Annotated in this window: 34 protein-coding genes and 1 tRNA gene; 17 read left to right on the top strand and 18 right to left on the bottom strand. The window is 57.0% G+C overall.

All coding sequences use genetic code 11. The features are described 5' to 3' along the window. Positions 1-58 precede the first annotated feature (58 nt). From AC2FLB_RS11315 to nthA, 5 genes are all read right to left on the bottom strand, one after another. Entirely contained in the window at positions 59-301 is a 243-nt protein-coding gene (locus tag AC2FLB_RS11315) for a DUF2842 domain-containing protein (RefSeq protein ID WP_142634590.1), read from the bottom strand. Then, the gene (locus tag AC2FLB_RS11310; protein ID WP_142634592.1) at positions 301-1,596 is read right to left on the bottom strand and encodes an adenylosuccinate synthase; all 1,296 of its coding nucleotides are present in this window, start codon (positions 1,594-1,596) and stop codon (positions 301-303) included. The genes AC2FLB_RS11315 and AC2FLB_RS11310 overlap by 1 nt, the downstream gene beginning before the upstream one ends. A 206-nt stretch (positions 1,597-1,802) precedes the next feature. Further along, entirely contained in the window at positions 1,803-2,138 is a 336-nt protein-coding gene (locus tag AC2FLB_RS11305; RefSeq protein WP_496709276.1) for a nitrile hydratase accessory protein, read from the bottom strand. Further along, positions 2,131-2,811 carry a nitrile hydratase subunit beta gene (nthB, locus tag AC2FLB_RS11300; RefSeq protein ID WP_496709275.1) on the bottom strand — a complete coding sequence of 227 codons (681 nt, stop codon included), beginning with the start codon at positions 2,809-2,811 and terminating at the stop codon, positions 2,131-2,133. Before nthB ends, AC2FLB_RS11305 begins: the two co-directional genes overlap by 8 nt. Beyond that, positions 2,808-3,422, bottom strand: a complete 615-nt coding sequence (gene nthA / locus AC2FLB_RS11295; RefSeq protein WP_496709274.1) for a nitrile hydratase subunit alpha — start codon at positions 3,420-3,422, stop codon at positions 2,808-2,810. The genes nthB and nthA overlap by 4 nt, the downstream gene beginning before the upstream one ends. A gap of 151 nt (positions 3,423-3,573) precedes the next feature. Here nthA and secG point away from each other — a divergent pair, with 151 nt between their 5' ends. The 10 genes from secG to AC2FLB_RS11245 all read left to right on the top strand — a co-directional run bounded on the left by secG (position 3,574) and on the right by AC2FLB_RS11245 (position 11,783). Then, complete coding sequence (secG, locus tag AC2FLB_RS11290; RefSeq protein ID WP_142634600.1) at positions 3,574-3,939, top strand: preprotein translocase subunit SecG; 366 nt, start codon at positions 3,574-3,576, stop codon at positions 3,937-3,939. Positions 3,940-4,100: 161 nt separating this feature from the next. Continuing rightward, entirely contained in the window at positions 4,101-5,744 is a 1,644-nt protein-coding gene (gene pyrG, locus AC2FLB_RS11285; RefSeq protein WP_496709273.1) for a CTP synthase, read from the top strand. A 102-nt stretch (positions 5,745-5,846) separates the two neighbouring features. Further along, positions 5,847-6,611 carry an isocitrate lyase/PEP mutase family protein gene (locus AC2FLB_RS11280; RefSeq protein ID WP_496709272.1) on the top strand — a complete coding sequence of 255 codons (765 nt, stop codon included), beginning with the start codon at positions 5,847-5,849 and terminating at the stop codon, positions 6,609-6,611. 103 nt (positions 6,612-6,714) lie between these two features. After that, a complete protein-coding gene (locus tag AC2FLB_RS11275) occupies positions 6,715-7,164 on the top strand; it encodes a tellurite resistance TerB family protein (RefSeq protein WP_142634606.1) in 450 nt (149 codons plus the stop codon). Positions 7,165-7,184: 20 nt separating this feature from the next. Continuing rightward, on the top strand, positions 7,185-7,622 hold the full coding sequence (locus AC2FLB_RS11270) for a tellurite resistance TerB family protein (protein ID WP_142634608.1): 438 nt from the start codon (positions 7,185-7,187) through the stop codon (positions 7,620-7,622). 5 nt (positions 7,623-7,627) lie between these two features. Beyond that, positions 7,628-8,350 carry a phosphate/phosphite/phosphonate ABC transporter substrate-binding protein gene (locus AC2FLB_RS11265; protein WP_496709271.1) on the top strand — a complete coding sequence of 241 codons (723 nt, stop codon included), beginning with the start codon at positions 7,628-7,630 and terminating at the stop codon, positions 8,348-8,350. Positions 8,351-8,496: 146 nt separating this feature from the next. Then, positions 8,497-9,273: an ABC transporter ATP-binding protein gene (locus AC2FLB_RS11260; protein ID WP_496709270.1), complete on the top strand. Its 777-nt coding sequence runs from the start codon at positions 8,497-8,499 to the stop codon at positions 9,271-9,273. A 33-nt stretch (positions 9,274-9,306) separates the two neighbouring features. Beyond that, positions 9,307-10,020, top strand: coding sequence for a transporter substrate-binding domain-containing protein (locus tag AC2FLB_RS11255; RefSeq protein WP_271946303.1), 714 nt, complete (start codon positions 9,307-9,309; stop codon positions 10,018-10,020). Positions 10,021-10,092: 72 nt separating this feature from the next. Next, positions 10,093-10,980, top strand: coding sequence for an ABC transporter permease (locus tag AC2FLB_RS11250; protein WP_142635158.1), 888 nt, complete (start codon positions 10,093-10,095; stop codon positions 10,978-10,980). After that, positions 10,977-11,783, top strand: a complete 807-nt coding sequence (locus tag AC2FLB_RS11245; protein ID WP_496709269.1) for an ABC transporter permease — start codon at positions 10,977-10,979, stop codon at positions 11,781-11,783. The genes AC2FLB_RS11250 and AC2FLB_RS11245 overlap by 4 nt, the downstream gene beginning before the upstream one ends. Positions 11,784-11,932: 149 nt before the next feature. On the opposite strand, the gene AC2FLB_RS11240 is transcribed toward AC2FLB_RS11245, so the two are convergent. Beyond that, positions 11,933-12,009: transfer RNA gene (locus AC2FLB_RS11240), tRNA-His, on the bottom strand. Positions 12,010-12,056: 47 nt separating this feature from the next. Next, a complete protein-coding gene (locus AC2FLB_RS11235) occupies positions 12,057-12,539 on the bottom strand; it encodes a GNAT family N-acetyltransferase (RefSeq protein ID WP_496690787.1) in 483 nt (160 codons plus the stop codon). Between the two features lie 77 nt (positions 12,540-12,616). Between AC2FLB_RS11235 and AC2FLB_RS11230 the strand changes: the two genes are divergently transcribed. Then, entirely contained in the window at positions 12,617-12,805 is a 189-nt protein-coding gene (locus tag AC2FLB_RS11230) for a DUF6324 family protein (protein ID WP_142634620.1), read from the top strand. Between the two features lie 4 nt (positions 12,806-12,809). Here AC2FLB_RS11230 and AC2FLB_RS11225 read toward each other — a convergent pair whose 3' ends face one another. After that, complete coding sequence (locus tag AC2FLB_RS11225) at positions 12,810-13,241, bottom strand: MmcB family DNA repair protein (RefSeq protein ID WP_496690788.1); 432 nt, start codon at positions 13,239-13,241, stop codon at positions 12,810-12,812. 113 nt (positions 13,242-13,354) lie between these two features. Here AC2FLB_RS11225 and AC2FLB_RS11220 point away from each other — a divergent pair, with 113 nt between their 5' ends. Together AC2FLB_RS11220 and AC2FLB_RS11215 are read left to right on the top strand one after the other, a co-directional pair. After that, a complete protein-coding gene (locus tag AC2FLB_RS11220; protein ID WP_271946295.1) occupies positions 13,355-13,675 on the top strand; it encodes an ArsR/SmtB family transcription factor in 321 nt (106 codons plus the stop codon). Next, the gene (locus AC2FLB_RS11215; protein WP_496709268.1) at positions 13,672-14,097 is read left to right on the top strand and encodes an SRPBCC family protein; all 426 of its coding nucleotides are present in this window, start codon (positions 13,672-13,674) and stop codon (positions 14,095-14,097) included. Before AC2FLB_RS11220 ends, AC2FLB_RS11215 begins: the two co-directional genes overlap by 4 nt. Before the next feature lie 275 nt (positions 14,098-14,372). On the opposite strand, the gene AC2FLB_RS11210 is transcribed toward AC2FLB_RS11215, so the two are convergent. Then, entirely contained in the window at positions 14,373-15,269 is an 897-nt protein-coding gene (locus AC2FLB_RS11210; protein WP_496700013.1) for a LysR family transcriptional regulator, read from the bottom strand. A 90-nt stretch (positions 15,270-15,359) separates the two neighbouring features. On the opposite strand from AC2FLB_RS11210, the gene AC2FLB_RS11205 reads away from it, so the two are divergent. Further along, positions 15,360-16,187: a TauD/TfdA dioxygenase family protein gene (locus tag AC2FLB_RS11205; protein WP_496690790.1), complete on the top strand. Its 828-nt coding sequence runs from the start codon at positions 15,360-15,362 to the stop codon at positions 16,185-16,187. Positions 16,188-16,299: 112 nt separating this feature from the next. Here the strand turns inward: AC2FLB_RS11205 and AC2FLB_RS11200 are convergent, their stop codons facing one another. The 5 genes from AC2FLB_RS11200 to AC2FLB_RS11180 all read right to left on the bottom strand — a co-directional run bounded on the left by AC2FLB_RS11200 (position 16,300) and on the right by AC2FLB_RS11180 (position 19,516). Beyond that, positions 16,300-16,605, bottom strand: a complete 306-nt coding sequence (locus tag AC2FLB_RS11200) for a hypothetical protein (RefSeq protein WP_142634632.1) — start codon at positions 16,603-16,605, stop codon at positions 16,300-16,302. Between the two features lie 59 nt (positions 16,606-16,664). Further along, a complete protein-coding gene (gene nusB / locus AC2FLB_RS11195; protein WP_496709267.1) occupies positions 16,665-17,147 on the bottom strand; it encodes a transcription antitermination factor NusB in 483 nt (160 codons plus the stop codon). Next, positions 17,144-17,695, bottom strand: a complete 552-nt coding sequence (locus AC2FLB_RS11190) for a 6,7-dimethyl-8-ribityllumazine synthase (RefSeq protein WP_496709266.1) — start codon at positions 17,693-17,695, stop codon at positions 17,144-17,146. Before AC2FLB_RS11190 ends, nusB begins: the two co-directional genes overlap by 4 nt. Positions 17,696-17,697: 2 nt before the next feature. Beyond that, positions 17,698-18,819, bottom strand: coding sequence for a 3,4-dihydroxy-2-butanone-4-phosphate synthase (gene ribB, locus AC2FLB_RS11185; protein WP_496690792.1), 1,122 nt, complete (start codon positions 18,817-18,819; stop codon positions 17,698-17,700). A gap of 109 nt (positions 18,820-18,928) precedes the next feature. Further along, on the bottom strand, positions 18,929-19,516 hold the full coding sequence (locus AC2FLB_RS11180; protein ID WP_142634640.1) for a riboflavin synthase: 588 nt from the start codon (positions 19,514-19,516) through the stop codon (positions 18,929-18,931). A gap of 138 nt (positions 19,517-19,654) precedes the next feature. On the opposite strand from AC2FLB_RS11180, the gene AC2FLB_RS11175 reads away from it, so the two are divergent. From AC2FLB_RS11175 to AC2FLB_RS11165, 3 genes are all read left to right on the top strand, one after another. Continuing rightward, the gene (locus tag AC2FLB_RS11175; RefSeq protein ID WP_496709265.1) at positions 19,655-20,953 is read left to right on the top strand and encodes a capsule polysaccharide biogenesis protein; all 1,299 of its coding nucleotides are present in this window, start codon (positions 19,655-19,657) and stop codon (positions 20,951-20,953) included. 92 nt (positions 20,954-21,045) lie between these two features. Beyond that, positions 21,046-22,179 (top strand): polysaccharide biosynthesis/export family protein, encoded by a 1,134-nt coding sequence (locus tag AC2FLB_RS11170; RefSeq protein WP_142634645.1) that lies wholly within the window; start codon positions 21,046-21,048, stop codon positions 22,177-22,179. Next, the gene (locus AC2FLB_RS11165; protein ID WP_496690795.1) at positions 22,179-24,185 is read left to right on the top strand and encodes a capsule polysaccharide biogenesis protein; all 2,007 of its coding nucleotides are present in this window, start codon (positions 22,179-22,181) and stop codon (positions 24,183-24,185) included. The genes AC2FLB_RS11170 and AC2FLB_RS11165 overlap by 1 nt, the downstream gene beginning before the upstream one ends. Here AC2FLB_RS11165 and ribD read toward each other — a convergent pair. The 4 genes from ribD to AC2FLB_RS11145 form a co-directional block, all read right to left on the bottom strand. Beyond that, positions 24,182-25,282 carry a bifunctional diaminohydroxyphosphoribosylaminopyrimidine deaminase/5-amino-6-(5-phosphoribosylamino)uracil reductase RibD gene (gene ribD, locus AC2FLB_RS11160; RefSeq protein WP_496700006.1) on the bottom strand — a complete coding sequence of 367 codons (1,101 nt, stop codon included), beginning with the start codon at positions 25,280-25,282 and terminating at the stop codon, positions 24,182-24,184. The genes AC2FLB_RS11165 and ribD overlap by 4 nt on opposite strands. Further along, positions 25,279-25,749 carry a transcriptional regulator NrdR gene (gene nrdR / locus AC2FLB_RS11155; RefSeq protein ID WP_142634651.1) on the bottom strand — a complete coding sequence of 157 codons (471 nt, stop codon included), beginning with the start codon at positions 25,747-25,749 and terminating at the stop codon, positions 25,279-25,281. The genes ribD and nrdR overlap by 4 nt, the downstream gene beginning before the upstream one ends. A 121-nt stretch (positions 25,750-25,870) precedes the next feature. Further along, positions 25,871-26,284, bottom strand: a complete 414-nt coding sequence (locus AC2FLB_RS11150) for a secondary thiamine-phosphate synthase enzyme YjbQ (protein ID WP_142635160.1) — start codon at positions 26,282-26,284, stop codon at positions 25,871-25,873. A gap of 19 nt (positions 26,285-26,303) precedes the next feature. Then, positions 26,304-26,702: a hypothetical protein gene (locus tag AC2FLB_RS11145; RefSeq protein ID WP_142634653.1), complete on the bottom strand. Its 399-nt coding sequence runs from the start codon at positions 26,700-26,702 to the stop codon at positions 26,304-26,306. Between the last annotated feature and the right edge of the window lie 16 nt (positions 26,703-26,718).

The following is a 26,718-nucleotide window of genomic DNA, read 5'->3' as shown; positions in this document are numbered from 1 at the left end:
GCGATCTTTTGTGGGCAGGCGTATGAACCCGCCGCAGGATGAGCCCGGAATAGGCCGCTCAGTCAGAGGATCCGTTTGGATCTTCTTTTCCGACACCTTTGAAGATGAATTTGAAAGGCAGAGCCCACAAAATGCCGAGCGCTACGTATACCAGAAGTTCCAACCAAATTGGTGGCCGGTCCAACCAGTTTATCACCGTCACCACCGCAACGATATAAGCCGGCAGGCCAATCAGCAGCAGCACCATCGACCAACGACGACGCGCTTTATAGCTCAGGCCATTTTTCTGTTCGCCCGCCATCAGTCAGCAAACGGGTCTGTCACCAAAATGGTGTCATCCCGCTCTGGGCTAGTGGACAGCAATGCAACCGGACATTCGATCAACTCTTCGACCCGACGCACATATTTGATGGCATTTGCAGGCAAGTCCGCCCAACTGCGCGCGCCTTCCGTGGATTCGCTCCAACCAGGCACTTCTTCGTAGATCGGAGTACATCGTGCCTGCTGATCGGCTGCAGTGGGAAGATAATCCAGACGCTTACCGTCAAGGTCATAGGCAACACAGATTTTCAGCGTCTCGAATCCGTCCAGCACGTCCAGCTTGGTCAGCGAAATACCGTTTACGCCGCTAGTGGCACAGGTTTGGCGCACCAGACAGGCATCAAACCAGCCGCAACGCCGCTTGCGCCCGGTGGTGGTACCGAACTCGTGCCCACGCTCACCCAGACGCTGGCCATCCGCATCATCCAATTCGGTTGGAAACGGCCCCTCACCCACACGGGTCGTGTAAGCCTTTACGATGCCAAGGACAAAATCAATCGAGCCGGGCCCGATGCCAACACCGGTCGCCGCCTGACCGGCGATCACGTTGGACGAGGTCACAAACGGATAGGTTCCAAAGTCGATGTCCAGAAGGGCACCCTGCGCGCCTTCAAACAGAATACGTTTACCAGCCTTGCGCTTTTCGTTCAGCACTTTCCAAACGGGTGCTGCGAAAGGCAGAATCTCGGACGCAATTTCCCTCAGCTGAGCAATCAGTGCATCGCGGTCCACGGGTTCGATCCCCAATCCCTTGCGCAGCGGGTCATGGTGCTGCAGCGCGCGATCTACGCGTGCCTCAAGGGTCGCTTCGTCTGCCAGGTCAGCAACCCGCACAGAACGCCGCCCAACCTTATCTTCATATGCGGGGCCGATTCCACGACCGGTGGTGCCGATCTTGGTTCCTTTGCTTGCCGCCTCTTCGCGTGCGCGGTCCAGTTCACCGTGGATGGGCAGGATCAGCGGAGTGTTCTCTGCGATCATCAGCGTTTCGGGCGATATCTCGACTCCCTGCGCCTGGATCGTTGCGATCTCTTTCAGCAGGTGCCAGGGGTCCAGAACAACGCCATTGCCGATGACACTCAGCTTGCCGCCACGTACCACACCGGATGGCAGAGCGTGCAACTTATAGACGGCACCGTCGATTACCAACGTATGACCGGCATTATGCCCGCCTTGAAAACGCGCGATCACATCGGCCCGTTCACTGAGCCAATCGACGATCTTGCCTTTTCCTTCGTCACCCCACTGGGCGCCGACAACAACCACATTGGCCATATCTGGTCCTTTTGCGCTGAGATATCAAACCCGGCTCGTATAGCGATGTGTCAGCGACAGGGAAACCGATAATTCGCCGCAGATCATAACCACGCTGTGCGTGGTGCCTCCGGCGGAGGTATTTTTGGCCAGATGAAGAGAGGATCCCTTGCTTCATCTGGCTCAAAATACCTCGGGGGAGTCGCGGCGGGGGCAGCGCCCCCTTTCTAGCCATTCGACAAATGAACGGGTTCACCATGTGGAGTCGTCAGATAGGCTTTCTCCCAATCCAACGAGACTGCGGCGACATCACTTGGGTTCGCGTCACCCATTTCGGCTAAATAGGCCTCGAGTGTTTCCAGCCAGGCATGGAAATAGTCGTTGCCACCATTCAGCTCTTTGCTCAGACCATGGCGTTTTAGCATCTTCGAAAATCGATCGGCCCATTCCGACCATTCGAATCGTCCCGCTTCATTCAGCGCGACCGTGACCGCAAAGGCCTGTGCATGCCAGGGCTCTGCGAATGCCGGCTCGGGTAATGGCTGTGCGTTACACTCACTCATCGGGCACCAGATAGCTTTGCCACAGATCTAATATGACCTCGTCATTTCGGTTCTCGGGATCGGCCCAAAGCTCCGAGGCCGGGAATGCAACCGCATATAATGGTTCAGGTGCCTCTCCCAGACCATGAGCATTGGAATCCGGCAAAACATGCGTCCCATGCAGGCGCAATATCCGACCGCGAGCGCCGGAAGCGTAAGATGGCAACCTGGTATGACCACCGATTTTCAGGCGGTTGGCAGCCGGTCGTACTGTACGCACCTTTTGGCCGGGATCAAACTGCACCGCGATATTCGAGGGTCGATCAGCCGGACCGCCTTTGGACAGTGTGCCCTCAACCGCCCCAGCTGTCAGCGCGCGGGAAGCCAAAGGATGTGAAGCATCCGTTCCTTGGCCCAGAAGGTCTTCCAAAGTCAGGACCCCCTGCTCTACCAACAGATCTGCAAGTGCTGACACCCATTTTTCGTAGTAAGAGAATCGTGCATAGTCTTTGGGCGACAGTCGTTCGCGTGCATGGCGCGAGATGTCGATATTCCATTGTCCCAGAAACCCGGCAGCCAATGTCAGTGCCAATGCGCGCCCGTGCCATTCTTCTGGGAAAATCGCTGCATCTTGGGATTCGGGGATCACCGGACCGTCGCCGAACCGTCCTCCCATATCGTGAACGCGGGTCATGACGGCACCTTTGGCAGGCCGGTTCCGATCATACTGTCACGGGTCACAAGCGCGGTCAGGTCGTCTTCGGTCATCCTATCGGTGCCATCGGGGCGCATGGGTAGAACAAGATAGCGTATCTCGGCCGTTGAATCCCAAACCCGCACGGCTGTCTCATCCGTCAGAAAAACTCCGAACTCTGACAAAATTTTACGCGGCTCACGCACGGCCCGCGCACGATAGGCATCCGATTTATACCACCCCGGTGGAATCCCCAACAAAGGCCATGGGTAGCAACTGCAAAGCGTGCAAACGACCATGTTGTGGAGATCAGGGGTATTTTCGACAACAACTATGTGCTCGCCTTGCCGACCGTAAAAGCCAAGCTTTGCCACCTCGGGCGTTGCATCCTTAAGCAGTGCTGCCTTAAAGGCCGGATCAGTCCAGGCTTTGGCAACAACCCGGGCACCGTTCTGCGGGCCAATCTTGTTTTGGTAAGTGTCGATGATCTCATCCAAAGCGGCCGGGTCGATCAAACCCTTGCGGGTCAGAATCGTTTCCAGCGCCTTGACGCGAAGGGCGGGTTCAGGCGGCAATATGGCGTGCGGATGGTCGGGATCGTCATGTGGCATGGGTCGCAGCCTGCTTTACCATCCCCTTGCCTGTCCAGTCTCTTTGCTGTGATCCCGAAGATCACTTGGCGTGATGGTAACTCGTGACTTGCCCCCGGAACCAAACTTGCATAAGTACCTCGCGATACACGCCACGCTGTACAGGACCACCATGGAAAACGTCGTTCTCATTATCCATCTTCTTCTGGCTTTGGGCCTGATCGCCGTCGTCCTGATGCAGCGGTCCGAAGGCGGCGGCCTTGGCATGGGTGGCGGCGGAGGCGGTGCCATGGCTGGCCGGTCGGCTGCAACAGCATTGGGCAAGGTGACCTGGATTTTAGCCGCGTGCTTTATCGTCACTTCGATCACGCTGACCATTCTGGCGGCACAAAAATCCTCGGGCAGCTCTGTGCTTGACCGGATTGGGACACAGGCACCGGCCGCGACCGAAGAAAGCACACCGGCAATTCCGTCGGCGGATGACCTGTTGCCTCCGGCACAGGGTGACAACGCGCCTTTGATCCCGCAGGCCAACTGACACACAAAACCTAGAAACCGAAAAGAGAACTGCAACAGCATCTTGCGGTTCTCTTGCGCTATTGGCGCGAATCCTTTATACGTGAAGTCCCGTGATGCAGCGGTTTTTCTTGAACCGCCGGGCAGCTGATATTGACGTCTCACGGGGAGCAGCCGAAAAACATGGCGCGTTTTATTTTCATCACTGGTGGTGTGGTTTCATCCTTGGGCAAAGGATTGGCTTCGGCGGCTTTGGGCGCGCTGTTGCAAGCCCGAGGGTATTCGGTGCGTCTGCGTAAGCTGGACCCCTATCTGAATGTCGATCCGGGCACCATGTCGCCTTTTGAACATGGCGAAGTGTTCGTTACAGATGACGGGGCAGAAACCGATCTGGACCTTGGCCATTACGAACGTTTTACCGGCGTAGCCGCGCGCAAAACCGACTCGGTCAGTTCCGGGCGGATTTATTCCAACGTGTTGGAAAAAGAACGCCGCGGCGATTACCTGGGCAAAACCATTCAGGTGATCCCGCACGTCACCAATGAGATCAAGGATTTCATCGCCATAGGCGAGGATGAAGTCGATTTCATGCTGTGCGAGATCGGCGGCACCGTGGGCGATATCGAAGGCCTGCCCTTCTTTGAGGCCATCCGCCAATTCAGCCAGGACAAACCACGCGGCCAATGCCTGTTCATGCACTTGACCCTGCTGCCCTACATCAAAGCCTCGGGCGAATTGAAAACCAAGCCGACCCAGCACTCGGTAAAAGAGCTGCGTTCGATCGGTCTCGCCCCCGACATTCTGGTCTGCCGGTCCGAAGGCCCGATCCCGACCAAGGAACGTGAAAAACTGGCTTTGTTCTGTAACGTCCGCCCCGATAGCGTGATTGCTGCGCAGGACCTCAGCACCATCTACGATGCTCCGCTCGCCTATCACCGCGAGGGACTGGATCAGGCAGTTCTGGATGCCTTCCAGATCAGCCCTGCCCCCAAGCCCGATCTGACCAAATGGGAAGACGTCAGTGATCGCATCCACAATGCCGAGGGCGAAGTGAAGGTCGCCATCGTCGGTAAGTACACCCAGTTGGAGGACGCCTATAAGTCGATAGCCGAGGCGCTGACCCATGGCGGGATGGCCAACCGTGTCCGCGTCAAGGTCGAATGGGTCGATGCCGAGGTATTCGATACCGAAGAGGCCGCCCCGCATCTGGAAGGCTTCCACGCGATCCTCGTGCCCGGCGGATTCGGTGAGCGCGGTACCGAAGGCAAAATCAAGGCTGCGCAATATGCCCGCGAACATAAGGTGCCCTACCTGGGCATCTGCCTGGGCATGCAGATGGCCGTAATTGAGGCCGCGCGAAATGCCGCTGGCATCAAAGAGGCCGGGTCCGAGGAATTCGACCATGAATCCGGTAAAAAGCGGTTCGAACCGGTGGTCTATCACCTGAAAGAATGGGTGCAGGGCAATCACAAGGTCGAACGCAAAGTCGGTGATGACAAGGGCGGCACCATGCGCCTGGGCGCCTATGACGCGGTTCTGGCCGAAGGGTCAAAAGTGGCCGAAGTCTATGGCGGTACCGCCATCGAGGAGCGCCACCGCCACCGCTATGAAGTGGACATCAAATACCGCGACAAGCTGGAAAATGCCGGTCTCAATTTCTCAGGCATGTCCCCCGACGGGCGGTTGCCAGAAATCGTCGAGTGGTCGGATCATCCGTGGTTCATTGGGGTCCAGTACCACCCCGAGCTGAAATCAAAGCCGTTCGACCCGCATCCTTTGTTCCGCGACTTTGTGCGCGCTGCCAAGGACACCTCGCGTCTGGTCTGACACCAGGCACGAAAGCAGATTGTATCGGTCAGCGCGAAAAGACTGTACGCGCTGACCCTTTGCACGGTTAACTGTCCGCAACTCAGAGATAGGAGACCGGCCATGACCGATCAGATCACCAAAGCACTGACATTCGCGGCTCTGCACAAAAAGGGCGAACCGGTTATCCTGTACAATATCTGGGATGCTGGCAGTGCCGGTGCCGTGCGTGACGCTGGCGCCCAAGCCATTGCCACCGGAAGCGCTCCTGTTGCGATGGCACAAGGGTTCAGCGACGGCCAAAACATCCCGATGCAGGTCGCGCTGGACAATGCTCGCCGGATTGTCGAATCCGTTGATCTACCGGTTACTCTGGATTTCGAAGGTGCGTATGCGGCTGATGCTCAGGGTATCTCTGCCAATATCAGGCTGGCCCTTGAATCCGGCGTTGTCGGCTTCAACTTCGAAGACCAGATCATCGGATCAAATGAGTTGTACGATATTGAAACTCAGGCCGCCCGTGTCAGCGCGATGCGCGAAGGTTGCGATGCGGCGGGCGTTCCTGCGTTTATCAACGCGCGGACCGACATTTTCCTGAAGGCGCAGCCCGAAACCCATGATGATGCGATGCTGGAAGAGGCAATGGTCCGAGCACAAGCCTATTCAGATGCAGGGGCCAGCGGATTCTTTGCCCCCGGCCTACGGGATCAGGCCATGATTGCCCGGTTGGTAGAGTCAATCGACTTGCCGCTAAATATCATAGCATTACCCGGCACACCGGACACCGCCACTTTGGCTGGGCTGGGAGTCGCGCGTATAAGCTATGGCCCTGTACCCTATCGGAAAATGCTGGCCTGGCTGCAAGACGAAGCGCGAAAGGTACTCTGACCCAGCGCGCTATCCGGCTCTAGCAGGCGGTCTTTTGATCATTCTGAGCCTTGCGCGATAGTCCGTGCTTGGCGGGTTATCAAATATGGAATAATCTCTGACCATGTTGAAAAAACTCTTTCAGGCTTTCCGCCCGCCACAACACGACAATCTGCCCGACCCAGACGCTGAACTTGCACTCGGGGCGCTTATGGTGCGCGTTGCACAAGCGGACAGGGATTATAAGCTGGAAGAGATCAGCCTGATCGACCGTATCCTCGCCCGACTTTATCAACATAACGCGATCGAAGCCGCAAAGGTCCGCGCCACCTGCGAGAAACTGCACGCAGCCGCACCGGAAACGGACACGTTCGGTAAGCTGATCCGGGAAACCACGGACCTGCACGAGCGCTTGGCCGCTTTGGATGCCCTCTGGGAGGTGGTTCTGGCCGACGGGAATACAGATGAGGGCGAGATGAAAATCGTCGAAGAAGCCCGCATCGCCATGGGTCTGAGCTTTAACGACAGCAAGACCGCCAGAAAGCGTGTGCAAAGACGCTTGGAAGAGGCGTAAGGCCTCTCTATACCTGTCTCATGTTTAGTGATTTTCTGTCTCGACTGACCCAGCCTCAGCCCGCCCCTTTCACCGATGACGATGCTCGACTGGCCTTGACGGCCCTGCTGGTGCGCGTTGCCCGATCTGACAACGACTATGCCGACAGTGAAATGGCGCGAATCGACCGGATTTCGGTTGAACGCTATGACCTATCCCCGTTCGAAGCCGCCGGCCTGCGCGCCCGCGCCGAAGATCTCGAGGCCGAAGCACCGGACACCGTACGGTTCACTCGCGCAATCAAAGAGGCCGTTGCCTATGACGACCGCCTGGCAGTCGTTCAGGCCTTGTGGTCGGTCGCTCTGGCGGATGGGCACCGCACGGGTGAAGAGGATTCCTTACTGCGACTGGTCGTCAGCCTGCTGGGCATCAGTGATGTCGACTCTGCAATGGCCCGTCAAAAGGCTGCCAAATCTTGATAGCCATGCTGGGCATGTACGACATGCCTGCGCTGCGCCCTGCGAATGATCGGTTTTGGGCATCGATTCGGGATTACCTTGGCTATGGCCCCGCAAACCTAAACCGAGACCGGGATGTCTGGGATGTCTGGTTGGACCCGGATCTGGTTTTTGCCCAGACCTGCGGCATGCCCTTTCGCACCCGGCTGCATGGCAAGGTGCAGTTGGTTGGAACGCCGGATTACGCGTTGCCTGGCTGCCCACCTGGCCATTACCGGTCGGTTTTTGTAGCCCGCCGCCACGACCCCCGCGATCTTGATGAATTGGCCGATGGTGTTTTTGCCTATAATGAACCGCTGTCGCAATCCGGATGGGCCGCCCCAATGGTTCACCTTGAACGATACCACCGAACACCATCGTCGGTTCTGCAATCCGGTGGTCATGCGCTGTCTGCTCAAGCCATTTCCGAGGGCCGTGCCGATTATGCCGCGCTGGATGTGCTGACATGGGAGATACTGAAGGTCCATTCCGACCTTCCAGAAGCTCTGCGTGAGGTCGCCGAAACAACCCCAACCCCCGCGCTACCTTATATCACAGCGAAGGATCAGGACGCCGCTCAGATCGCACGCGCTGCTCGCAACGCGATTCTAACCATGTCACCGCAAGATCGGAACCTTCTGCACCTGCATGACCTGATCTCAATTCCTGCCAAAGATTATCTGCGCGTCCCAAATCCGTCGAAATTGTAAACTGCGATGGATAATTCATGATCAAATTGACCAGAACGCTTCGTCAAATTGACGGATTCACCCGCTTACTCTGTCATTTGCGCATTGCATTGATCTGATTTTTAAGCCCTAGTACCGCACCAACACCAATAACACTTGGACCAACCGTGACAGATTCAACTCCCGTCATTGAGATCAAGAACCTACACAAGAGTTTCGGCAATCTGGAAGTGCTGAAGGGCGTGGATATCACTGCCAGACGGGGCGATGTCGTATCTTTGATTGGGTCCTCGGGGTCTGGGAAATCCACTTTATTGCGGTGCTGCAACCTGTTGGAAGACAGCCAGCAGGGCGAAATCCTTTTCAAGGGTGAACCTGTTCGTTGGTCCGGTAACAGCCACACGCGCCGGCCTGCAGATGCGAAACAGGTTCTGCGCATTCGCACAAACCTGTCGATGGTTTTCCAACAGTTCAACCTGTGGGCTCATTTGACCATCCTGCAGAACGTGATGGAAGCACCTGTAACGGTATTGGGCCGTGACAAAAAAGAAGTTGAAGACAGCGCACGCAAATACCTTGAAAAAGTTGGTATTGGCGACAAGTGCGACGCCTACCCCGCACAGTTGTCTGGTGGCCAGCAACAGCGTGCCGCGATCGCGCGGGGGCTGTGCATGGAGCCCGAGGCGCTTTTGTTTGACGAGCCCACGTCGGCGCTGGACCCCGAATTGGAACAAGAAGTGATCAAGGTGATCAAAGACCTGGCTGCAGAAGGCCGCACCATGATCATTGTGACCCACGACATGAAAATGGCCGCTGATATCTCTAGCCATGTCGTTTTCCTTCACCAGGGCCTCATCGAAGAAGAAGGCCTGCCTGAAGATCTCTTTACTACCCCTGAATCTCCACGGCTTCAGGGCTTTCTTTCCGCCACTCAGGCGGCATAACTTCAGATCAGAACCAAAACTGGGGAGTATCCAATGAAAAAACTGATCCTGACCACTGCGGCCCTTGCGCTGAGCGCAGGCATGGCTATGGCAGACACCATCCGGATGGGGACCGAGGGCGCCTATGCACCTTGGAACTTCGTCAATGACGCAGGTGAGATCGACGGCTTTGAGCGCGAGCTGGGCGACGAGCTGTGCAAACGCGCAGACCTGACCTGCGAGTGGGTCAAGAACGACTGGGATTCGATCATTCCGAACCTGGTCTCGGGCAACTACGACGTGATCATCGCTGGTATGTCGATCACCGACGAGCGTGACGAGGTCATCGACTTTACCCAGAACTACACACCGCCGGATCCCTCCGCCTATGTAGCAATGTCGGATGACGCCGATGTTGCAGGTGGTGTGGTCGCCGCACAGACCGGCACCATTCAGGCTGGCTATATCGCCGAATCCGGCGCGACCCTGGTCGAGTTCGCCAGCCCCGAGGAAACCATCGCTGCCGTACGCAACGGTGAGGCCGATGCGGTTCTGGCCGACAAATCCTTCCTTGCCCCGATCGTCGACGAAGACGCAGATCTGCGCTTTGTGGCCGATGAGGTTCCGCTGGGTGGTGGCGTCGGCATTGGCGTCCGTGAATCCGACGGTGAGCTGAAAGAAAAGCTCAACGCAGCCATCCAATCCATGAAGGATGACGGCAGCCTGAACGAGCTGATCACCAAATGGGAAGTGTCTTCGACCTTCTAATTCTGATCCGGCGGCGTGCCCCAGTCTACGGGCGCGCCGCCCTAGCGCCTTTACCACCTGAAGAGGCCCGCCATTTTTTCGTTCTGCACTGATCCCGACACGCTGGGAACCTTTCGTTGGTTCTCGTGCTATCTGACCAATGGTGTGCATTGGTCCTTTTACCTGTCCTTCCTCAAGGTACTGGCCCTGCTTGCCGTGACGGCGCCCGTAGCGCTGGGTTTCGGGTTCGTCGGGGCCATGGCTGCCCGTTCGCACGTTCTGCCGGTCAGTTGGCTGGGTAAGGGTTATATCGCCATCGTGCGCGGCGTGCCGGATATCGCCTTTTTCATGTTCTTCGTGATTGCTTTGGATCAGGCATTCGAATGGACGCGGCATCAAATTCTCTGCCCGGACTGGACGGATTCGATCCGACAGGGCAACGACTTTATCGTCTGCCAATCTGCCAAACTGCCACTGGGCACCTCGCCGGAATGGGTGCACGAAACCTATGGGTTCTTTCTGGCTGTCATCACTTTCTCTATTGTTTTCGGTGCTTTCGCCGCCAATGTTCTGTTCGGCGGCATGCGGGCCGTACCCTATACACAGCTGGAAACCGCCGAAGCCTATGGGATGTCCCGTCGCCAGACATTCTGGAAAATCCTTGTGCCTCAGATGTGGGTTTATGCCCTGCCCGGTCTCAGCAATCTCTGGATGGTTCTGATCAAGGCCACGCCGTTGCTGTTCCTTCTGGGCATCGAAGATATCGTGTACTGGGCCCGCGAACTGGGCAGCACCAAGACTCCGAAGTTTACGCAATACCCACACGGTGACTGGCGCATGTGGTATTTCCTGTTCCTGCTGGTTTTCTACCTTGGCTTCACCCGTATGTCCGAGATCGGGCTTGAACGCCTGATGCGCCGGCTCTCGCACGGACAGGCCACCGCCGCCGGAGAATTGCTGCGCAAGGAGACCACCGCATGAGCTGCTTGCAGACCATTCAGGACTACGGCCTGCGATCTCTTGGATATGGCGAGCGCCTGCTGCCAAAATCCGACTTTACCTTATGTGAGCACTTTACCCTGATCGGGTCTGGTATGATCTGGAATATCTATTTCGGAATCATGGCGCTTGCGACCGGATTTTTCCTGGCCACAGCACTGGCGCTTGGCAAAGCTTCACCCAGTTTCTGGCTGCGCAAACCTTCGGAATGGTTCATTTTCATCTTTCGAGGTTCGCCGCTGTTCATTCAGTTTTTCTTTGCCTATTTCTTCTTCCTGTCGCTGAAGAAATCCTATCCGATGTTCGATTCTCTGACGTCGGCCTGGATAGGGGCTCTGATCGTTCTGTTTCTGAACACAGCCGCCTATTCAGCCGAAATTTTCTTTGGCGCGCTCCGATCCATTCCCAAGGGCGATACCGAGGCTGCAGATGCTTATGGCATGTCCGGCTGGTCTCGCTTCCGGCGGATCGTCTGGCCCACCATGCTGCGGCTTGCCTGGCCCGCCTACACGAATGAGGCGATCTTTCTGTTCCATGCCACCACGCTGGTGTTCTTCTCGGCCTTCCCCGCCTGGCAGCAACGAGGCGATGCGCTGTATTACGCAAGCTATTTCGCGGACAAGACGTTCAACCCCTTTGTCGCCTATCCAATCCTTGCCTTCTATTTCATCTTACTGACGCTTGTGATCGTTGGGGGGTTCGGCCTGGTGAACAAGCATCTGAACCGTCATTTACCTGCGGAACGGAAAACAAAGATGCGCTTTCGCCTGAATCTGGCACGCTAAGAACCTACCGGGGATGCAGCCGCTGCAATCCCCGGAAAAGACAATTTCTCAAATAATAATCGGTACCGTTTTGAGTGAAGGCAGCCCTTCGATTTGCGCGGCGGCTTAGAGGCCGAACTAGCTTGGGAATTTTCTGGCAATCGGTGAGATGGTACCGCCTCCCTGGCTTGAACAGGGGACCTCTGGATCCACAATCCAGCGCTCTAACCAACTGAGCTAAGGCGGCACTTGTGAAGGGCGATGTACCGAACGCGTTCACGGAATGCAAGAGGATTAAAGCTGAATTTTCCAGCTTTGTTCGACCAGATCAACCCCGAAGGAATGGACCGGTTTGCTATCCATCAACTGCCACCCAGTGGACCCATAAAGCGCACAGGCAGCCTTGTGGCTTTCATGCGTCCACAGCCTCATTTCAGTGTAACCGGCGCCGCGAGCAAAGCCCATGCAGCTCTCCAGCATCCGCTTTCCCAGGCCCATCCCACGCGCTTCGGGCAACAGCAAGAACAAGCGCAGTTTTGCGGTCGTTTCACTCAGGGCAACGCAGAAAATACTGCCCAAAGGTTTACCGTCACATTCGGCTATCCAGCCACGCTCGCGCTTGGCATCATGGTCCGAGATGAAATCGTCGAGGATTTCTTTCACCAACACGGCAAAAGAGTCGTCAAAACCCTCGTCTCGTGAATACAAAAGATCATGCACAGCCACCAACCACGGCGCGTCCAAAGCTTCAAAGGGTCTGATCTGAATAGAGTGCATCCCCTATTTGAACGCAAAGGTAACTTGATTCTCAAGCCTTTGCGCGCTAGCACGAACTCTCATCCCCGGAGGCACACATGAGCATCAATACCGAAAGTGACATTCAGGCGAATTTGCAGATCGGACCAACAGATCAGGGGATGGTGCGCCTATTCATCGAAGCGGAAAACCTTGAAATTCCAATGGATTTCGATCCGGAAGAAGCCGAAGAGATTGCCGATGAACTCCGTGCTGCTGCGCATGCCGCACGGGCGGTAAAAAGCTGAGCTATCAGATTCTGGGATCTCTCAGGGACTGCAAGCGCCGGGCTGCATCTGTGGCAAATTTCTGGATCATCTTCTTCCGCCGGGCCGGAGCTATCTTGTCCTCTGGTGCCATACGCACGATCTCGGCGTCATAAGCATCGGCAATGATCAACCCGGTCTCGGCAGGCAACAGCTCGGTCGGAAACTCCGTATCCACTGCCCAGAAGAATCGATCACACCACTCCAAATAACCATGCCATTTGGAATCCGACTGGAAATCAGCGCGGCTTGATTTACATTCGATCACCCAAAGCTCACCCTTAGGACCCAGCCCCATCACATCAACCCGCAGTCCGCGTATAGGCACGAATTCCTCAACGGATACAAAGCCATGCGCCGTCAGGTGACGGGCGACGCCACGTGCAAGTCTTTGTCCGGGTTGCAGGTCCAATGTCATATCCCAAATGTGAACAATTAGTGAACAAATGTAAAGTGAGCCCATACGACTTGACATAATACCATTTGGTATCGCATTAATGTGAAACCAAATGGTATCTCTTTAGGTTACATATGGAAAATCAAACTCAAAACGCGTTCCGCGCTCTGGCTGACCCTACCCGCAGGGACATTGTGCAGATGCTGGCACTGCAGGACATGACGATTGCTCAGTTGACTGATCGCTTCGACATGACCCGCGCGGCTGTAAAGAAACACCTGACCGTGCTCTCGGATGGTGGCCTGATCGCCGTCGAAGCTCGTGGCCGGGAACGCATAAACCGACTTGAACCAAAAGGTATGGCCCCTGTTCTGGATTGGCTCAGCTACTTTGATCAATTTTGGGATGAACGCCTTAACTCTCTTAAAGAAGCTGTTGAAAGGAAATCAAAATGACTGATGCCGTTCTAAGGAAGTCCATCTTCCTGAGGGCCGAGCCCGAGACCGTCTGGGCCTATCTGACCGAACCCGACCGGTTGGCGGAATGGTTTCACAAACCCGAACGCCCCCTGGCGCAGGGCCAAAAGCTTGAGATGTTCGGAACAACCAGTGGCGACCTGCTGATCTGGGGAGAGGTCCGCGAGGCGCGCCCGCCGTCATATCTGGAGTATTCGTTTACGGTTAAGCCAATGGGCGACGCGGTAAGCATCGTGAAATGGACGCTGGAACCGGTTGCGGGCGGTACACGCCTGGACCTGCTGCACGAAGGTCTGCCGCAAGGTGCCGATGCCCTTGGCCTGATCCTGGCGCTGGACAATGGCTGGGACGAGCATTTTGGCAAGATGCGCGTGGCCTTGCACGAAACTGTTGACGCCTGACCCCTTGTGCGAACCCGCCGGACGCCCTACTTAGGCCCGTGGCGGGTTCTGCCCTTCTTGTGACAGGTAGCATTCTGGTGGCCTTAAGCAATTCCGAGGGGGCTGGCTCTGTTCAGGTCCTGGCCTGATTACCTGGCGCCCACCTGTACATACAGGTCCTCGGGAATCAAACCGCACGGTTGACTGGTGGTCCCGCCACACTCGATCCAAACTCCGGCAGGAAATAGCCGGATTTACGAGCTCTGGGTTCTGACCTGCGGGCCAGATCGCGCTAATCATACCTGGAGCAGACAGGCATCAAGAAATGCTTTTACGGGTTCGGGTTGCCGAATGGCGCGGGGCTGCACAATCACAACATTAAAATACCCGATATCCTGTGCCAGCGGACGCGCGACGACCGCATCGCCTTCTATCGTGCGGCTCGCCTCTGGCGGAAAACCAACCAGCGTGAACCCAAGCCCTTTGCCAACATAGGCATGCACCAACTCTCGTGATTGCGAGGTCAGCGGCACTTCTGGATCAAGCCCGGCGGCCTGCAACAGGTCAAGATAGCTTGGACCCGGACCGGAACGCGACACTGCAATGTAGGGCAAGCCTGTCAGCTGCTCAAGCTGTACGCTGTCGGCATGCGCCATAGGGTGGGAGGCCGGAAGTAAAACCAGAGGCGCCAGTTCTTTAAGTACTTCAACGTGATGACGTTGGGGATCAAACCCTTGATCAAACACCACAAGCGCGTCCAACTCGCCCGCATCCAGCGCAGCAACCAGGTTCGGGAAATCATCCTCAACAACCTCGATGCGGATACCGGGATGGCTTTGGCGAAAAGCCAGAACAGCTGGTAGAATGATCTTCTGCGCAATTGCATAGTGTGTCCCGATCACAATAGACCCTGTTTTACCCTCAGCCATCACAGCGGCCCGATTGCCGAGCGCGCCTGCTTGCATCAGCAACGCTTCGGAATCCGTCAAAAAGGCTGCGCCAACGCGGGTCAACCTCATCCCGCGTGCGGGAAAGCGATCAAACAACGTCAAACCAGTGACATCTTCGAGTTTGTCGATTGCCGATGAAATAGCGGCGGCCGAAACATTCAGGTTCCTGGCTGCCTGCGCGATACCGCCACATCGCGCCGTCTCGGCGAAGAACGACAACTGGCGCAAAGTGAAACGTATCATCAATAAAATCTTCTCTTTACAAATTTTAAATCAGTTTTTTCGACCTTTAGCAATGCGCTACCCTGCGTTTGAAACTCAGGGAGAAAGCAGATGGACATCAGACCACTTACCGGCGGTGTGGGCGCAGAGATCATCGGCGCCGATATCCGAGACGGCAGCCTGTTCGACGCCATTCATACGGCCTTTGCTCAGCACTCTGTCATCGTACTCAGAGCGCAGGATGTCGGCCCGGATGAGCATCTGGCGTTTGCCCAACGCTTTGGCGCGATCAACATCAACCGCTTCTTCAGGCCGGTCGAGGGGCATCCAGAAATCGCTATGGTGCTGAAGGAAAAGGATCAGAAAGAGGCCATCGGAGAGGGCTGGCATACCGATCATTCCTACGACCAAATCCCGGCGATGGGGTCTATCCTGCATGCTTTGGAAACCCCGCCCTTTGGAGGCGACACGCTGTTCGTCTCGATGGGTGCGGCTTATGAGGCGCTGTCACCTACCATGCGGAGCTTTCTGGATGGGCTATGGGCGGTTCATTCCTCTCGGCACGTTTTTGGAACAAGCACACAGGACAGTGAAGCGGCGCAAAGTGGTCGGCTAAGCAATGCACAGGCAGCCACCCAAGACGCGCGACATCCTGTGATCATAAAACACCCCCTCAGCGGGCGGCGCGGTATTTATGTGAATCCAGTGTTCACAACCCATATCGAAGGCCTGAGCGCTGATGAATCAGCAGCCATCCTTGCAATGCTATATGACCATTGCCAGCAACCCGAGTTCCAATGCCGCATTCGTTGGCAAACAGGCGACATGACCATCTGGGACAACCGGGCCACATGGCACAAAGCGGTCAATGACTATCATGGATTTCGACGATTGATGCACAGGGTTACCGTGGAGGGTGTCGCCTTGTCTGCCGAATGACCCGAACCCTGTCAGACAAAAGTCACAACGCAGTCAGACTAAAACTGACGCCCTGACCTACCAATTACGGCGGGCAAGCTCTGCGTCCACCTCAGCCGGCGTGTCACCTGTCTTAACGCCCAGTACGTGCCTCTTGTTTGATCAAGGCAGGCTTTAGCCTGACAGAAACCGGCGTTCCACCGCGCGGACCGCCGGGTTTTTCGGCCATGCTCATAATGGCATAGGCAAACTGTACACCGGCAAAGACGATCCCGTTCATGAACCAGATCATCGCCAGAGCAACCAGACCGATATCAGAACCAGTAATCAGATGACGCAGGTTGGCGACATTCAGGGCCAGAAGCACCCCGACAAAAATTGCCGAGATGGCAAAGCCCCAGGCCACTTGCGTGATATACAAACGGATCAGTTTGGGCATGGCGGACCTCATTGCGCTGTAATATTCAGTTTAACGCATACTTGATCCGTGTAAACGCGTCAGAACGCCTCGGGCTTGGCCTCGTGCGCCATGTGATCCAGCACTGCGTTGACAAATTTGGTCTCTTTACCTTCGGGGAAGAAGGCCCGCGCCACATCGACGAATTCAGTGATGACCACCTTGGGCGGTGTGTCGTTCTGTGTCAGCTCTGCTCCGGCGGCCCGGAAGGCCGCACGCAGGGTCGGGTCGATCCGGGCAATCGGCCATTTGGCAACCAAAGCACGATCGGTCATCTGATCGATCGGCGCCTGATAATTGACCGCATCTTCAACCAGCTTGCGGAACAGGCGAATATCGCCGTCCAGCATTTCCTCGCCCTCATAGACGGCGCCAAAGCGGTGATCCAGAAACTCGGTCACAACCTGATCGGTTGTCTGACCTGATTGCTCCATCTGGAACAGCGCCTGCACGGCATAGAGCCGAGCGGCGGATTTCATCAGGCGTTTCTGGTTGGCCGGTTTTGGCGTGTCTGTCTTGGTCATGCTGTCGTGGATCCGTTGCTGTCGCCCGCCATTAGGATGGACTCGGACGGCGGCTTGAACCCGACGCCCTTTTTGGAAGAGCCCCACTTACGGCTGAGCGCGATCAGATGCAAGGCCGCAGCGGCAGCCCCGCCCCCTTTATTCATTTTTTCCGGATTGGCGCGCACTTCGGCCTGATCGTCATTCTCGACTGTCAGTATACCGTTGCCGATGCACAGCCCCTGCAGACCCATCAGTTGGATGGCACGGCTGGAGTCGTTGCAGACGGTTTCGTAATGCGTGGTCTCTCCGCGAATGACACAGCCCAGCGCGACATAGCCGTCAAAATTGCACTGACGGTCCGCCATGGCGATTGCCGTCGGGATTTCCAAGGCGCCGGGCACTTCGACCACATCACAGGTGCCGCCTGCCCCTTCGATCTCGGCCTTTGCGCCAGCCACCAAATTGTCAGCGATGGCGCGATAGAACGGGGCCACAACGATCAACAGCTTGACTGGTTTGTCGAAACTCGGTGTCGGCAACACGCCGTGTTTGTCTTGTTCAGCCACAATCAGTCCTCCCTGAGGATTGAACGGGTCCCGACAATGGACAGGCCAAAAGCGTCGAGCCCGAGATAAACGGTTTCCGGCGAGTCGGTCAGCAGCACAAGTTCCTGGATCCCCATCTTGGACAGGATCTGCGCCCCCAGACCGGTTTGTTTGATGGTGCGTGGGCCCTCATCTTCAGCCGCATAGAGCGAGTTGCGCGGTTGGCGGAACAGACAGACCACACCGCGCCCTTCATCCGCAATCTTTTCCATCGCGCGCGGCAGCTCACGTGAGGATTTCGGGCCAAGACCCAGAATGTCGGGCGCCTCGTGCAGCGCATGGGTCCGGGTCAAAACCGGCTCGGGCGTGGTGATGTCACCCTTGACCATCACGACATGTTCGATGCCATGAGTCTGATCGGTGAAAATCCGCATTTCCCAATCGCCGCCATATTCGGATGTGACGGTTTCCCGAGATGTCTCAACCACCAGATTGTCATTGCGCGACCGGTAGGCGATCAAGTCGCTGATCGTGCCGATCTTCAACCCGTGTTCCTTGGCGAATTCGACCAGGTCAGGCAGCCGCGCCATGGTTCCGTCAGGGTTCATGATCTCGCAGATCACACCCGAAGGGTTCAGCCCGGCCAGGCGTGAGATATCAACGGCGGCCTCGGTATGGCCCGCGCGCACCAGCACCCCGCCCCGCTTGGCCCGCAAGGGGAAGACGTGACCCGGCGTGGCGATATGGGCCATCGTGTTTTGCTCGTTGATCGCAGTCGCCACAGTCAGCGCCCGGTCACCAGCGGAAATGCCAGTCGACACTCCCTCGCGCGCTTCAATCGACACGGTGAACGCGGTCTCATGACGTGACGAGTTGTTCACCGCCATCATAGGCAGACCCAACGTGTCAATCCGTTCCGCCGTCATTGGCAGGCAGATCAGGCCGCGACCATGGGTGGCCATGAAATTAATTGCCTCAGCATCAGCGAACTCGGCGGCAATCACCAGATCGCCCTCATTCTCGCGATCTTCGTGATCAACCAGGATATACATCCGGCCTTTACGCGCCTCGTCGATGATCTCTTTGATCGGGCTGATTGCCGCGCGCAGCTGGGCCTCGACCGGTCCGGGAGTTTCAAAGCTCATGGGGCAGCCTTTCACATGCCAAGTTTGACCGGGTGGATAGACCACCGCGCGGTCAAAGACCAGACCGCATGCGGCACCGTTCCGGTCAGACGCGACGTTGAGTTGTGGACTAGGACATTTCAGCGAGGCGCGCGACATAGCGAGCCAGCGTGTCGATCTCAAGATTGACCCGGTCGCCGATGCCGACATCCCCCCAGGTCGTCACCTCTTTGGTGTGCGGAATGAAGTTGATACCAAAATCGCACCCGTCCACATCGTTTACGGTCAAAGAAGTACCGTTCAGCGCAACTGATCCCTTGGGCGCAATGAAGCGGGCCAGATCTTTGGGTGCGCGCAAGGTTACCCGCGTGCTGTCGCCCTCGTCCAGAACGGCGACCACTTCTGCGACGCCATCAACATGACCAGACACGATATGACCGCCCAACTCGTCTCCGACCTTCAGCGCCCGCTCTAGATTGACACGTTTACCGACGGTCCAGCGATCCAGATTGGTTTTCGAAACGGTTTCCGCGCTGATTTGCACATCATACCAGTCTTCGCCTAATGCGATGACTGTCAGGCAAACGCCGTCGCTGGCAATGGATGCACCAATATCAATCCCCGGGGTATTGTAGGCGGTTTTGATCCGCGCCCGCAGATCGCCTTGCTGCTCCAGTTCGGTGATGGTGCCGATATCTGTGACGATCCCCGTAAACATTGCGTTAATCCTCTGTTTCTAACCTGATGCCAGCGCTCACCGTCGAGGTAAGCGTAAGCGCGCCTACGGGCAAGCCCCAGGTTGCCGCAAATACGACAAACAGGCATAATTCCTCATCTAACGACAAGAGCAGCAGAAATGTTACCACTCAACGGCGCTGCGCAAAAACGCGTATTTCTTTTCCTGCAAGGACCGCACGGGCCGTTTTTTGGCGCGCTTGGTAAGATCCTGCGCGCAGCGGGTTCCGAGGTGTGGCGCGTGGGTTTTAACGCCGGGGATCAGGCCTTCTGGTCTGATAAGGCCAGCTTTATTCCCTATGCTGGCAAACCCGAGAACTGGCCGGTAAAATTTGTTGACCTGGTTGTCGGCCGCGAGGTGACAGACATAGTCCTGTATGGCGATACGCGTCCAATCCACGCCCAAGCCATCCGCATCGCCCGCGCCCACGGGATCACTGTTCATGTTTTCGAAGAAGGGTATCTGAGGCCCTGGTGGGTCACCTACGAACGCACAGGTACGAATGGCAATTCGCATCTGATGAATCTGGAAGTTACCCAGATGCAGCGAGCGCTGGAGCGTACTGATGCGCCGATGCCGCCCCCTCCGACGCATTGGGGTGATATGCGACAGCATATTTTCTATGGCGCGCTGTATCATTGGTTTGTTCTGTTCCTGAACGGCAAGTATCGCAATTTTCGAACCCACCGTGACCTACCGGTTTCGAAAGAGTTCAGGCTGTATTTCAAACGGCTGGCAATGATGCCGTTTCACAGAATCCGGAGGCGAATGGCGACGGAGCGGGTCCGGCGGGGCGGGTTTCCCTATCACTTGGCATTGCTGCAACTGGGACATGACAGTTCGGTTCAGTCACACTCGGACTTTGACTGCATGTCCGAGTTTCTTGAGCAGGTACTGCACGGTTTTGCAAATGGCGCACCAACGCACCATCATCTGGTCATCAAAGAACACCCGCTGGAAAATCATCGGGAACCATTGCGCCAGGTGGCACGCAAACTGGCCAAAACACTGGGTATCGCTGATCGGGTCCATTATGTACCCGGGGGCAAACTGGCCACATTGCTCAACGAAGCGAGCTCGGCCGTGACGATCAATTCAACTGCGGGTCAGCAGGTATTGTGGCGCGGCATTCCTCTGCGCGCCTTTGGCAAATCGGTCTATGACAAGCCCGAATTCGTTTCCAGCCAACCGATCACTGATTTCTTTTCCAATCCAGATATCCCCGATACCGAAGCCTATCAAAGCTATAGGCGTTTTCTGCTTGAAACCAGTCAGGTCCCCGGCGGGTTTTATTCACGCCGTGGGCGGCGACAGTTGCTTAGGCGAGCCGTGGATATGATGCTAAGGGCGAAAGATCCCTACCAATCCGTGCTGACCGACAAAGAGGCGCGGACGCCACAGTTGAGGATCGTTGAGTAAATCACCCCTCTTGATGCTGGCGATTGCAGTTGGAAACAAGTACGCTGCTGGAAACAAAAGACCAAAACCAAGACGTTCGAGGATATTCGGCAGTGCAGCGCTTTCCAATCCGATGGGGACGGGGTGTAACCCTTGTGGCCGCTCTTGGCCTGCTGGCCGCGTGCCAACTACCTAAAACTGGCCCAAACAAATCCGAAATCCTTGCCGGTTCGACCACGAAAGGTGGAAACGCCTATGTTGTTGAGGTTGACGACCGGGTGGCGCAGGTCACGTCCGCAGTGCCTCAATACGGGTTCTCGCAAACCTTCCGTAGCGCTCAGAACCTGACCGCCGACACGGTTCGTCCGGGTGATGTACTGGGCCTGACAATCTGGGAAAACGTGGATGACGGGCTGTTATCCGGAGAGACCGGAGCTTCAACATCCCTGGAAGAGGTACAGGTCGACAGCGAGGGCTTCATCTTTGTTCCCTATGCCGGGCGCCTGCGCGCAGCCGGAAACACGCCGGAACAGCTTCGCATGTTGATCACGGAAAAGCTCCAGGACCAGACCCCTGATCCTCAGGTCGAAGTGCGCCGTATCGCCGGGGACGGATCAACCGTTTCGCTGTCGGGCACCCTGTCCGCGCCCGGGATCTATCCGATCGAACGACCAACCCGCACACTGGCCGGAATGCTGACACGGGCTGGCGGCGTGATCGAAGGGTCCGATATCGCCCTGGTGACACTGATCCGAGGCAATCAAAAAGGGACGGTCTGGTACAATGACTTGTTCCGCAACCCGGAATTTGACGTTGCCCTGCGGGGTGGCGACCGCATTCTAGTCGAAGCCGACAACCGATCCTATGTCGCCTTGGGGGCGACGGGCGGTCAGTCGCGCGTGGCATTCGACAGTCAGGATCTGTCCGCGCTGGAAGCGCTGGCACAGGTTGGTGGCTTACAGCCCCTGTCTTCGGACCCGACCGGCATTTTCGTTCTACGAAAGGAACGACAGGACATTGTCCGGTCAGTCATGGGAAAACCGGACCTGCAGGGAGAGCAGCGCATGATCTACGTGCTGAACCTGACAGCACCCAATGGCCTTTTCATCGCCCGCGACTTTGTCATCCGCGATGATGACACAATTTACGTCACCGAAGCACCTTACGCGCAATGGAGCAAATCCATCTCGTTGATCGCCGGTGGCCTGACCCCGCTTGCCAATGTCACGACCCTGACAGGCGGATGATGCCCTCCGTTCCACAAGGAACGCATGCCAAGGCCGAACGCAGTCGTCTTTTGGTCTATAATGGCGGATTTCTGACAGCCGCGCGCGTGCGGAGAATTCTGTCACTGACCGGATATGATATCGGCATCGGCACGCCCAAAGGGTCGGATCTGGTGGGTATCTGGGGCAATAGCCCGACGGCACATCGTGGACTGCGTATAGCGACCAAATACAATGCTCCGATCTTGCGCGTAGAGGATGCATTCCTGCGATCTCTGCACTCAGGACGCAGTGGCGAGGCTCCGCTGGGTCTGCTGCTTGATCGCAGCGGTGTGCATTTTGATCCAACACAGCCTTCGGATCTGGAAACACTTCTTGCGACCGACCCGTTGGATAATACGGCCCTGCTGAACCGGGCACGTGGCGGGATGGCGCGGCTGCGCGAACTACATCTGAGTAAGTATTCCGCCTATGATCCCGCGACCCCTGCGCCGGACCCAGGGTATGTCCTGGTTGTCGATCAAGCACGCGACGATGCTTCTGTAAGGGCAAGCGGTGGCGATGAGGCCCGGTTCCGCGAGATGCTGGTTATGGCGCAAGAGGAGAACCCCGGCGCGACCGTTCTGATCAAATCCCACCCCGACACGATCGCAGGGCACCGGCCCGGATATTACTCTGCCGATGATCTGACCGACCGCGTATCCTTTCAGCACAGCGCCATCAGCCCCTGGACCTTGTTAGAGGGCGCTGTGGGCGTCTACACCCTGTCCTCGCAACTTGGGTTCGAGGCCATATTGGCCGGTCACAAACCCCGCGTCTTCGGCCAACCGTTTTACGCCGGATGGGGTCTTACCCAAGACGAAGCCCATTTCCCAAGACGCCAACGAAACCTGACGCGCGCGCAACTCTTCGCCGCCACCATGGTTCTTTATCCCAAGTGGTACGATCCCTATCGGGATCAGCTGTGCGAATTCGAATCCGTGCTGGACACGCTTGAAGGTCTGACCCGCGCCTGGCGACAAGATCACAAGGGCTGGACGGCATCCGGGATGCGGCTTTGGAAACGCAGGCACCTGCAGCACATGTTTGGGTGCGAGAAAAAGGTAAAATTCACGCCTGACGTTCCCGAAATCCCAGATCGTCCCCACATGGTTTGGGCGCGGCACGGCCGTGATATGGAAAACGTCACACGGGTCGAGGATGGCTTCGTTCGGTCCCGTGGGTTGGGGGCCAGCCTTGTGCCGCCTCTGTCGCTGTCGCTGGATGACCTTGGGATCTATTACGACCCGACCAAACCCAGCAGGTTGGAAGAGATGATCGCCAAGCGGGAGACCCTGCGGCCGGATCAGGAATTGCGGGCCGAGCGGTTGGTGACACAGATTATCGCCGGAGCGGTCAGCAAATATAACACCGGCGGCCCGGTTCCGGACTTGCCAAAAGGTCACCGCATTCTGGTGCCCGGACAGGTCGAGGACGATGCCTCGATCCTGTTTGGAACCAGCACCGTTCGCACCAATACTGAACTTCTGCGCACGGCCCGAGAGATGAACCCGACCGCCGTTCTGATCTATAAACCGCATCCCGATGTCGAAGCTGGCCTGCGTGAAGGTGAGGCCGAGGCTGAGGGGCTAGCAGACCTGATCGTCACGAACACCGATCCCGCCGCATTGTTGGGTGAGGTTCAGGAGGTCTGGACCATGACCTCTCTGCTAGGGTTCGAGGCGCTGATGCGCGGATTGCCGGTCACAACGCTCGGTGCACCCTTTTATGCTGGTTGGGGTTTGACCCAGGATTTGGGGTCCGTCCCCGCCCGTCGTGGTGCACGGCCCTCCCTGCTGGGATTGATCCATGCCGCACTGATCGATTACCCGAGGTATCTGGACCCTGTCACCGGCATGCCCTGCCCTCCGGAAGTGGTATTGGAAAGGCTGACAGACGGCTACCAGAGCCGATCTGGCCCCGGCCTTAGACTGCTCTCGAAACTACAGGGCGTTTTCGCAACACAGGCGCATCTCTGGCGCCGTTAGCGCAATGCCCGCGCCCAGCGATGCATCACGTCTTGACCGATGATGCGGGTCTCCAGCAGCTCAAACCGTGGTGCCTCATCCAGACGATCCATACCAAGCGCCCCGATGGCAGGCAAACCTTCGGCACCAATCGCAAGCCCGGCACTGAAGCCGATCAACTCATCAACCAGTTCATCCACCAAAAGCGACGCAGCCAGGGACGATCCGCCCTCGCAAAAGACGCGGGTCAAACCCTCCTGCCCCAACTGCAGCAACAGGTCAGCGGCGTCAATGTGATGATCGCGTAACGCGCAGGGGATAAGCCTTGCGCCCAGTCCTTCCCACGCTTTTGCACGTTCGGCATCCGGTGACGGACCATGGCACAACCACACCGGAATTTTCGAGGCGGTGCGTGCCAGTTGACCCATCAACGGGATATCCAGATGGCGCGAAACGACGACGCGCACAGGCTGACGTTCAATCCCAAGATCCCGAACTGTCAGAGAGGGGTCGTCTACGCGCGCCGTACCTGCCCCAACCATAACAGCATCATGCGTTGCCCGCATGGCATGAACAGCCCGCCGCGAGGTCTGACCCGTAATCCACTGACTATGGCCGCTTTCGGTCGCAATGCGCCCGTCAAAACTGCTGGCCAGTTTAAGCGTGACAAATGGCCGGCCCTGTTCGGTCTTTAGAAAGAAACCGGCGTGGTCGCGGGCCGCCTGATCCGCAAGAACACCGGTTGTCACGTCAATCCCAGCCTCGCGCAGCATGGCAAAGCCCTGCCCGGCAACACGCGGATCACTGTCTTCGATGGCTGAAACAACACGCGCCACACCGGCCTCAATCAAGGCCTGAGCGCAAGGCGGGGTCTGTCCGTGATGGGCGCAGGGTTCAAGCGAGACATAAGCAGTCGCGCCACGCGCCTGCGATCCCGCCTGTCTTAACGCTTCGGTTTCCGCATGTGGCCGACCACCAGGTTGCGTCCAACCACGCCCAACAATCCGCCCGTCCTGTACGAGTACGCAGCCAACGGATGGGTTGGGCCAGCACGTCCCCTGTCCGCGCCGCCCCAAGGCAAGGGCCAGCGCCATATATCGCTTATCTGTTTCGCTCACTCGTCCGTCGAAGGCTGCGGCGGGCGCAGTTCGTGGACAAACTCCTCGAAATCATCGGCCGCCTGGAAATTCTTATACACGCTTGCAAACCGAACATAGGCAACGGTGTCGATCCGCGCCAGAGCTTCCATAACAATTTCACCGATCTTGCTGGACGGAATGTCGGTATCGCCCATGCTTTCCAGCCGTCGCACAATACCCGAGATCATCTGATCAATGCGTTCCGGATCAATCGGGCGTTTCTGCATCGAGATACGGATCGACCGTTCCAGCTTGTCTCGATCGAAATCCTCGCGTTTTCCATTGGTTTTGATCACAACCAGATCGCGTAACTGAACGCGTTCATAGGTGGTGAACCGTCCGCCGCAAGCCGGGCAGAAACGGCGCCTGCGGATCGCGACATGATCCTCTGCCGGGCGTGAATCTTTGACCTGAGTGTCGATATTTCCGCAAAACGGGCAGCGCATCCGCCGTCTCCTCGTCTCTTGTTCCGCCTCTTTTAGTAAGCGCTGTGGCCCACTTATCCACAACTATAGGGCAGCCTCTAGGATTTGGGTAGTCGGAAATTTTTACCGCTAAATAAAGGGGTCACGCGAAATGCGCAGCGACGCGTCGGTTGTGTGATTGGGTCCGGTGTTCAAACAGATAAACGCCCTGCCATGTCCCCAGCATGGGCACCCCTGCGGCGACAGGAATGCCCAAGGACACAGGCAGCAACGCAGCTTTGATATGTGCTGGCATATCGTCTGGCCCCTCATAGGTGTGCCTTAAATACGCCATCGACGGATCATCCGCCGGTGGCACTAGACGTTCGAAAAAGGCCTGCAAATCCGTCCGCACCTCGGGGTCCGCATTTTCCTGAATGGCCAGAGAACACGAGGTATGGCGCACAAACAGGGTCAACAATCCGTCGCGACCGCTTGGGGCAAGCCAGTCTCGTATACCCGAGGTGAACTCATACAGCCCCGGCCCCTGCGTTGAAATTATAAACTCGGTCTGCAAAACGCGGGTCTTACCTTCTTTAATCAAAAATTGGCTGCCGGAAACACAGGCCATTCGCGTTCTGGACGGACCTGCTCTGCCCCGGCTGGAAACCAATGGAAACAAAGCTTGTGCTCTGCTCGACATTTGCTGGAGGGGTCAACGAGAATTGGACCGCCGTGCGGCGACCGGTGGCTTCGCTTGGGCCATATCCACGCACAACATAGATATTCTGCTGCCACCCTGCCCCCAAGCTGCGACGAGCAAAATCTGCAGCAGCGCACCAATAGCCATCCACATCCCTACGCGCGCGCGGGATCACCTCAAACACTTTGTCGTTTACTGCAACAGTCTGAAAACCGTTTGGTGCTGCTGTCACCGCCCCCGGTTCAAACAACGTGGCGGCGGCCAGAACCGCAGATGTGATCACTTTTTTCATAATGCTACTCTCTCAT

Source organism: Ruegeria sp. CDSA236 (assembly GCF_059611285.1).
The sequence above is the reverse complement of the archived record's forward strand: the minus strand, read 5'-3'. Positions and strand labels throughout refer to the sequence as shown.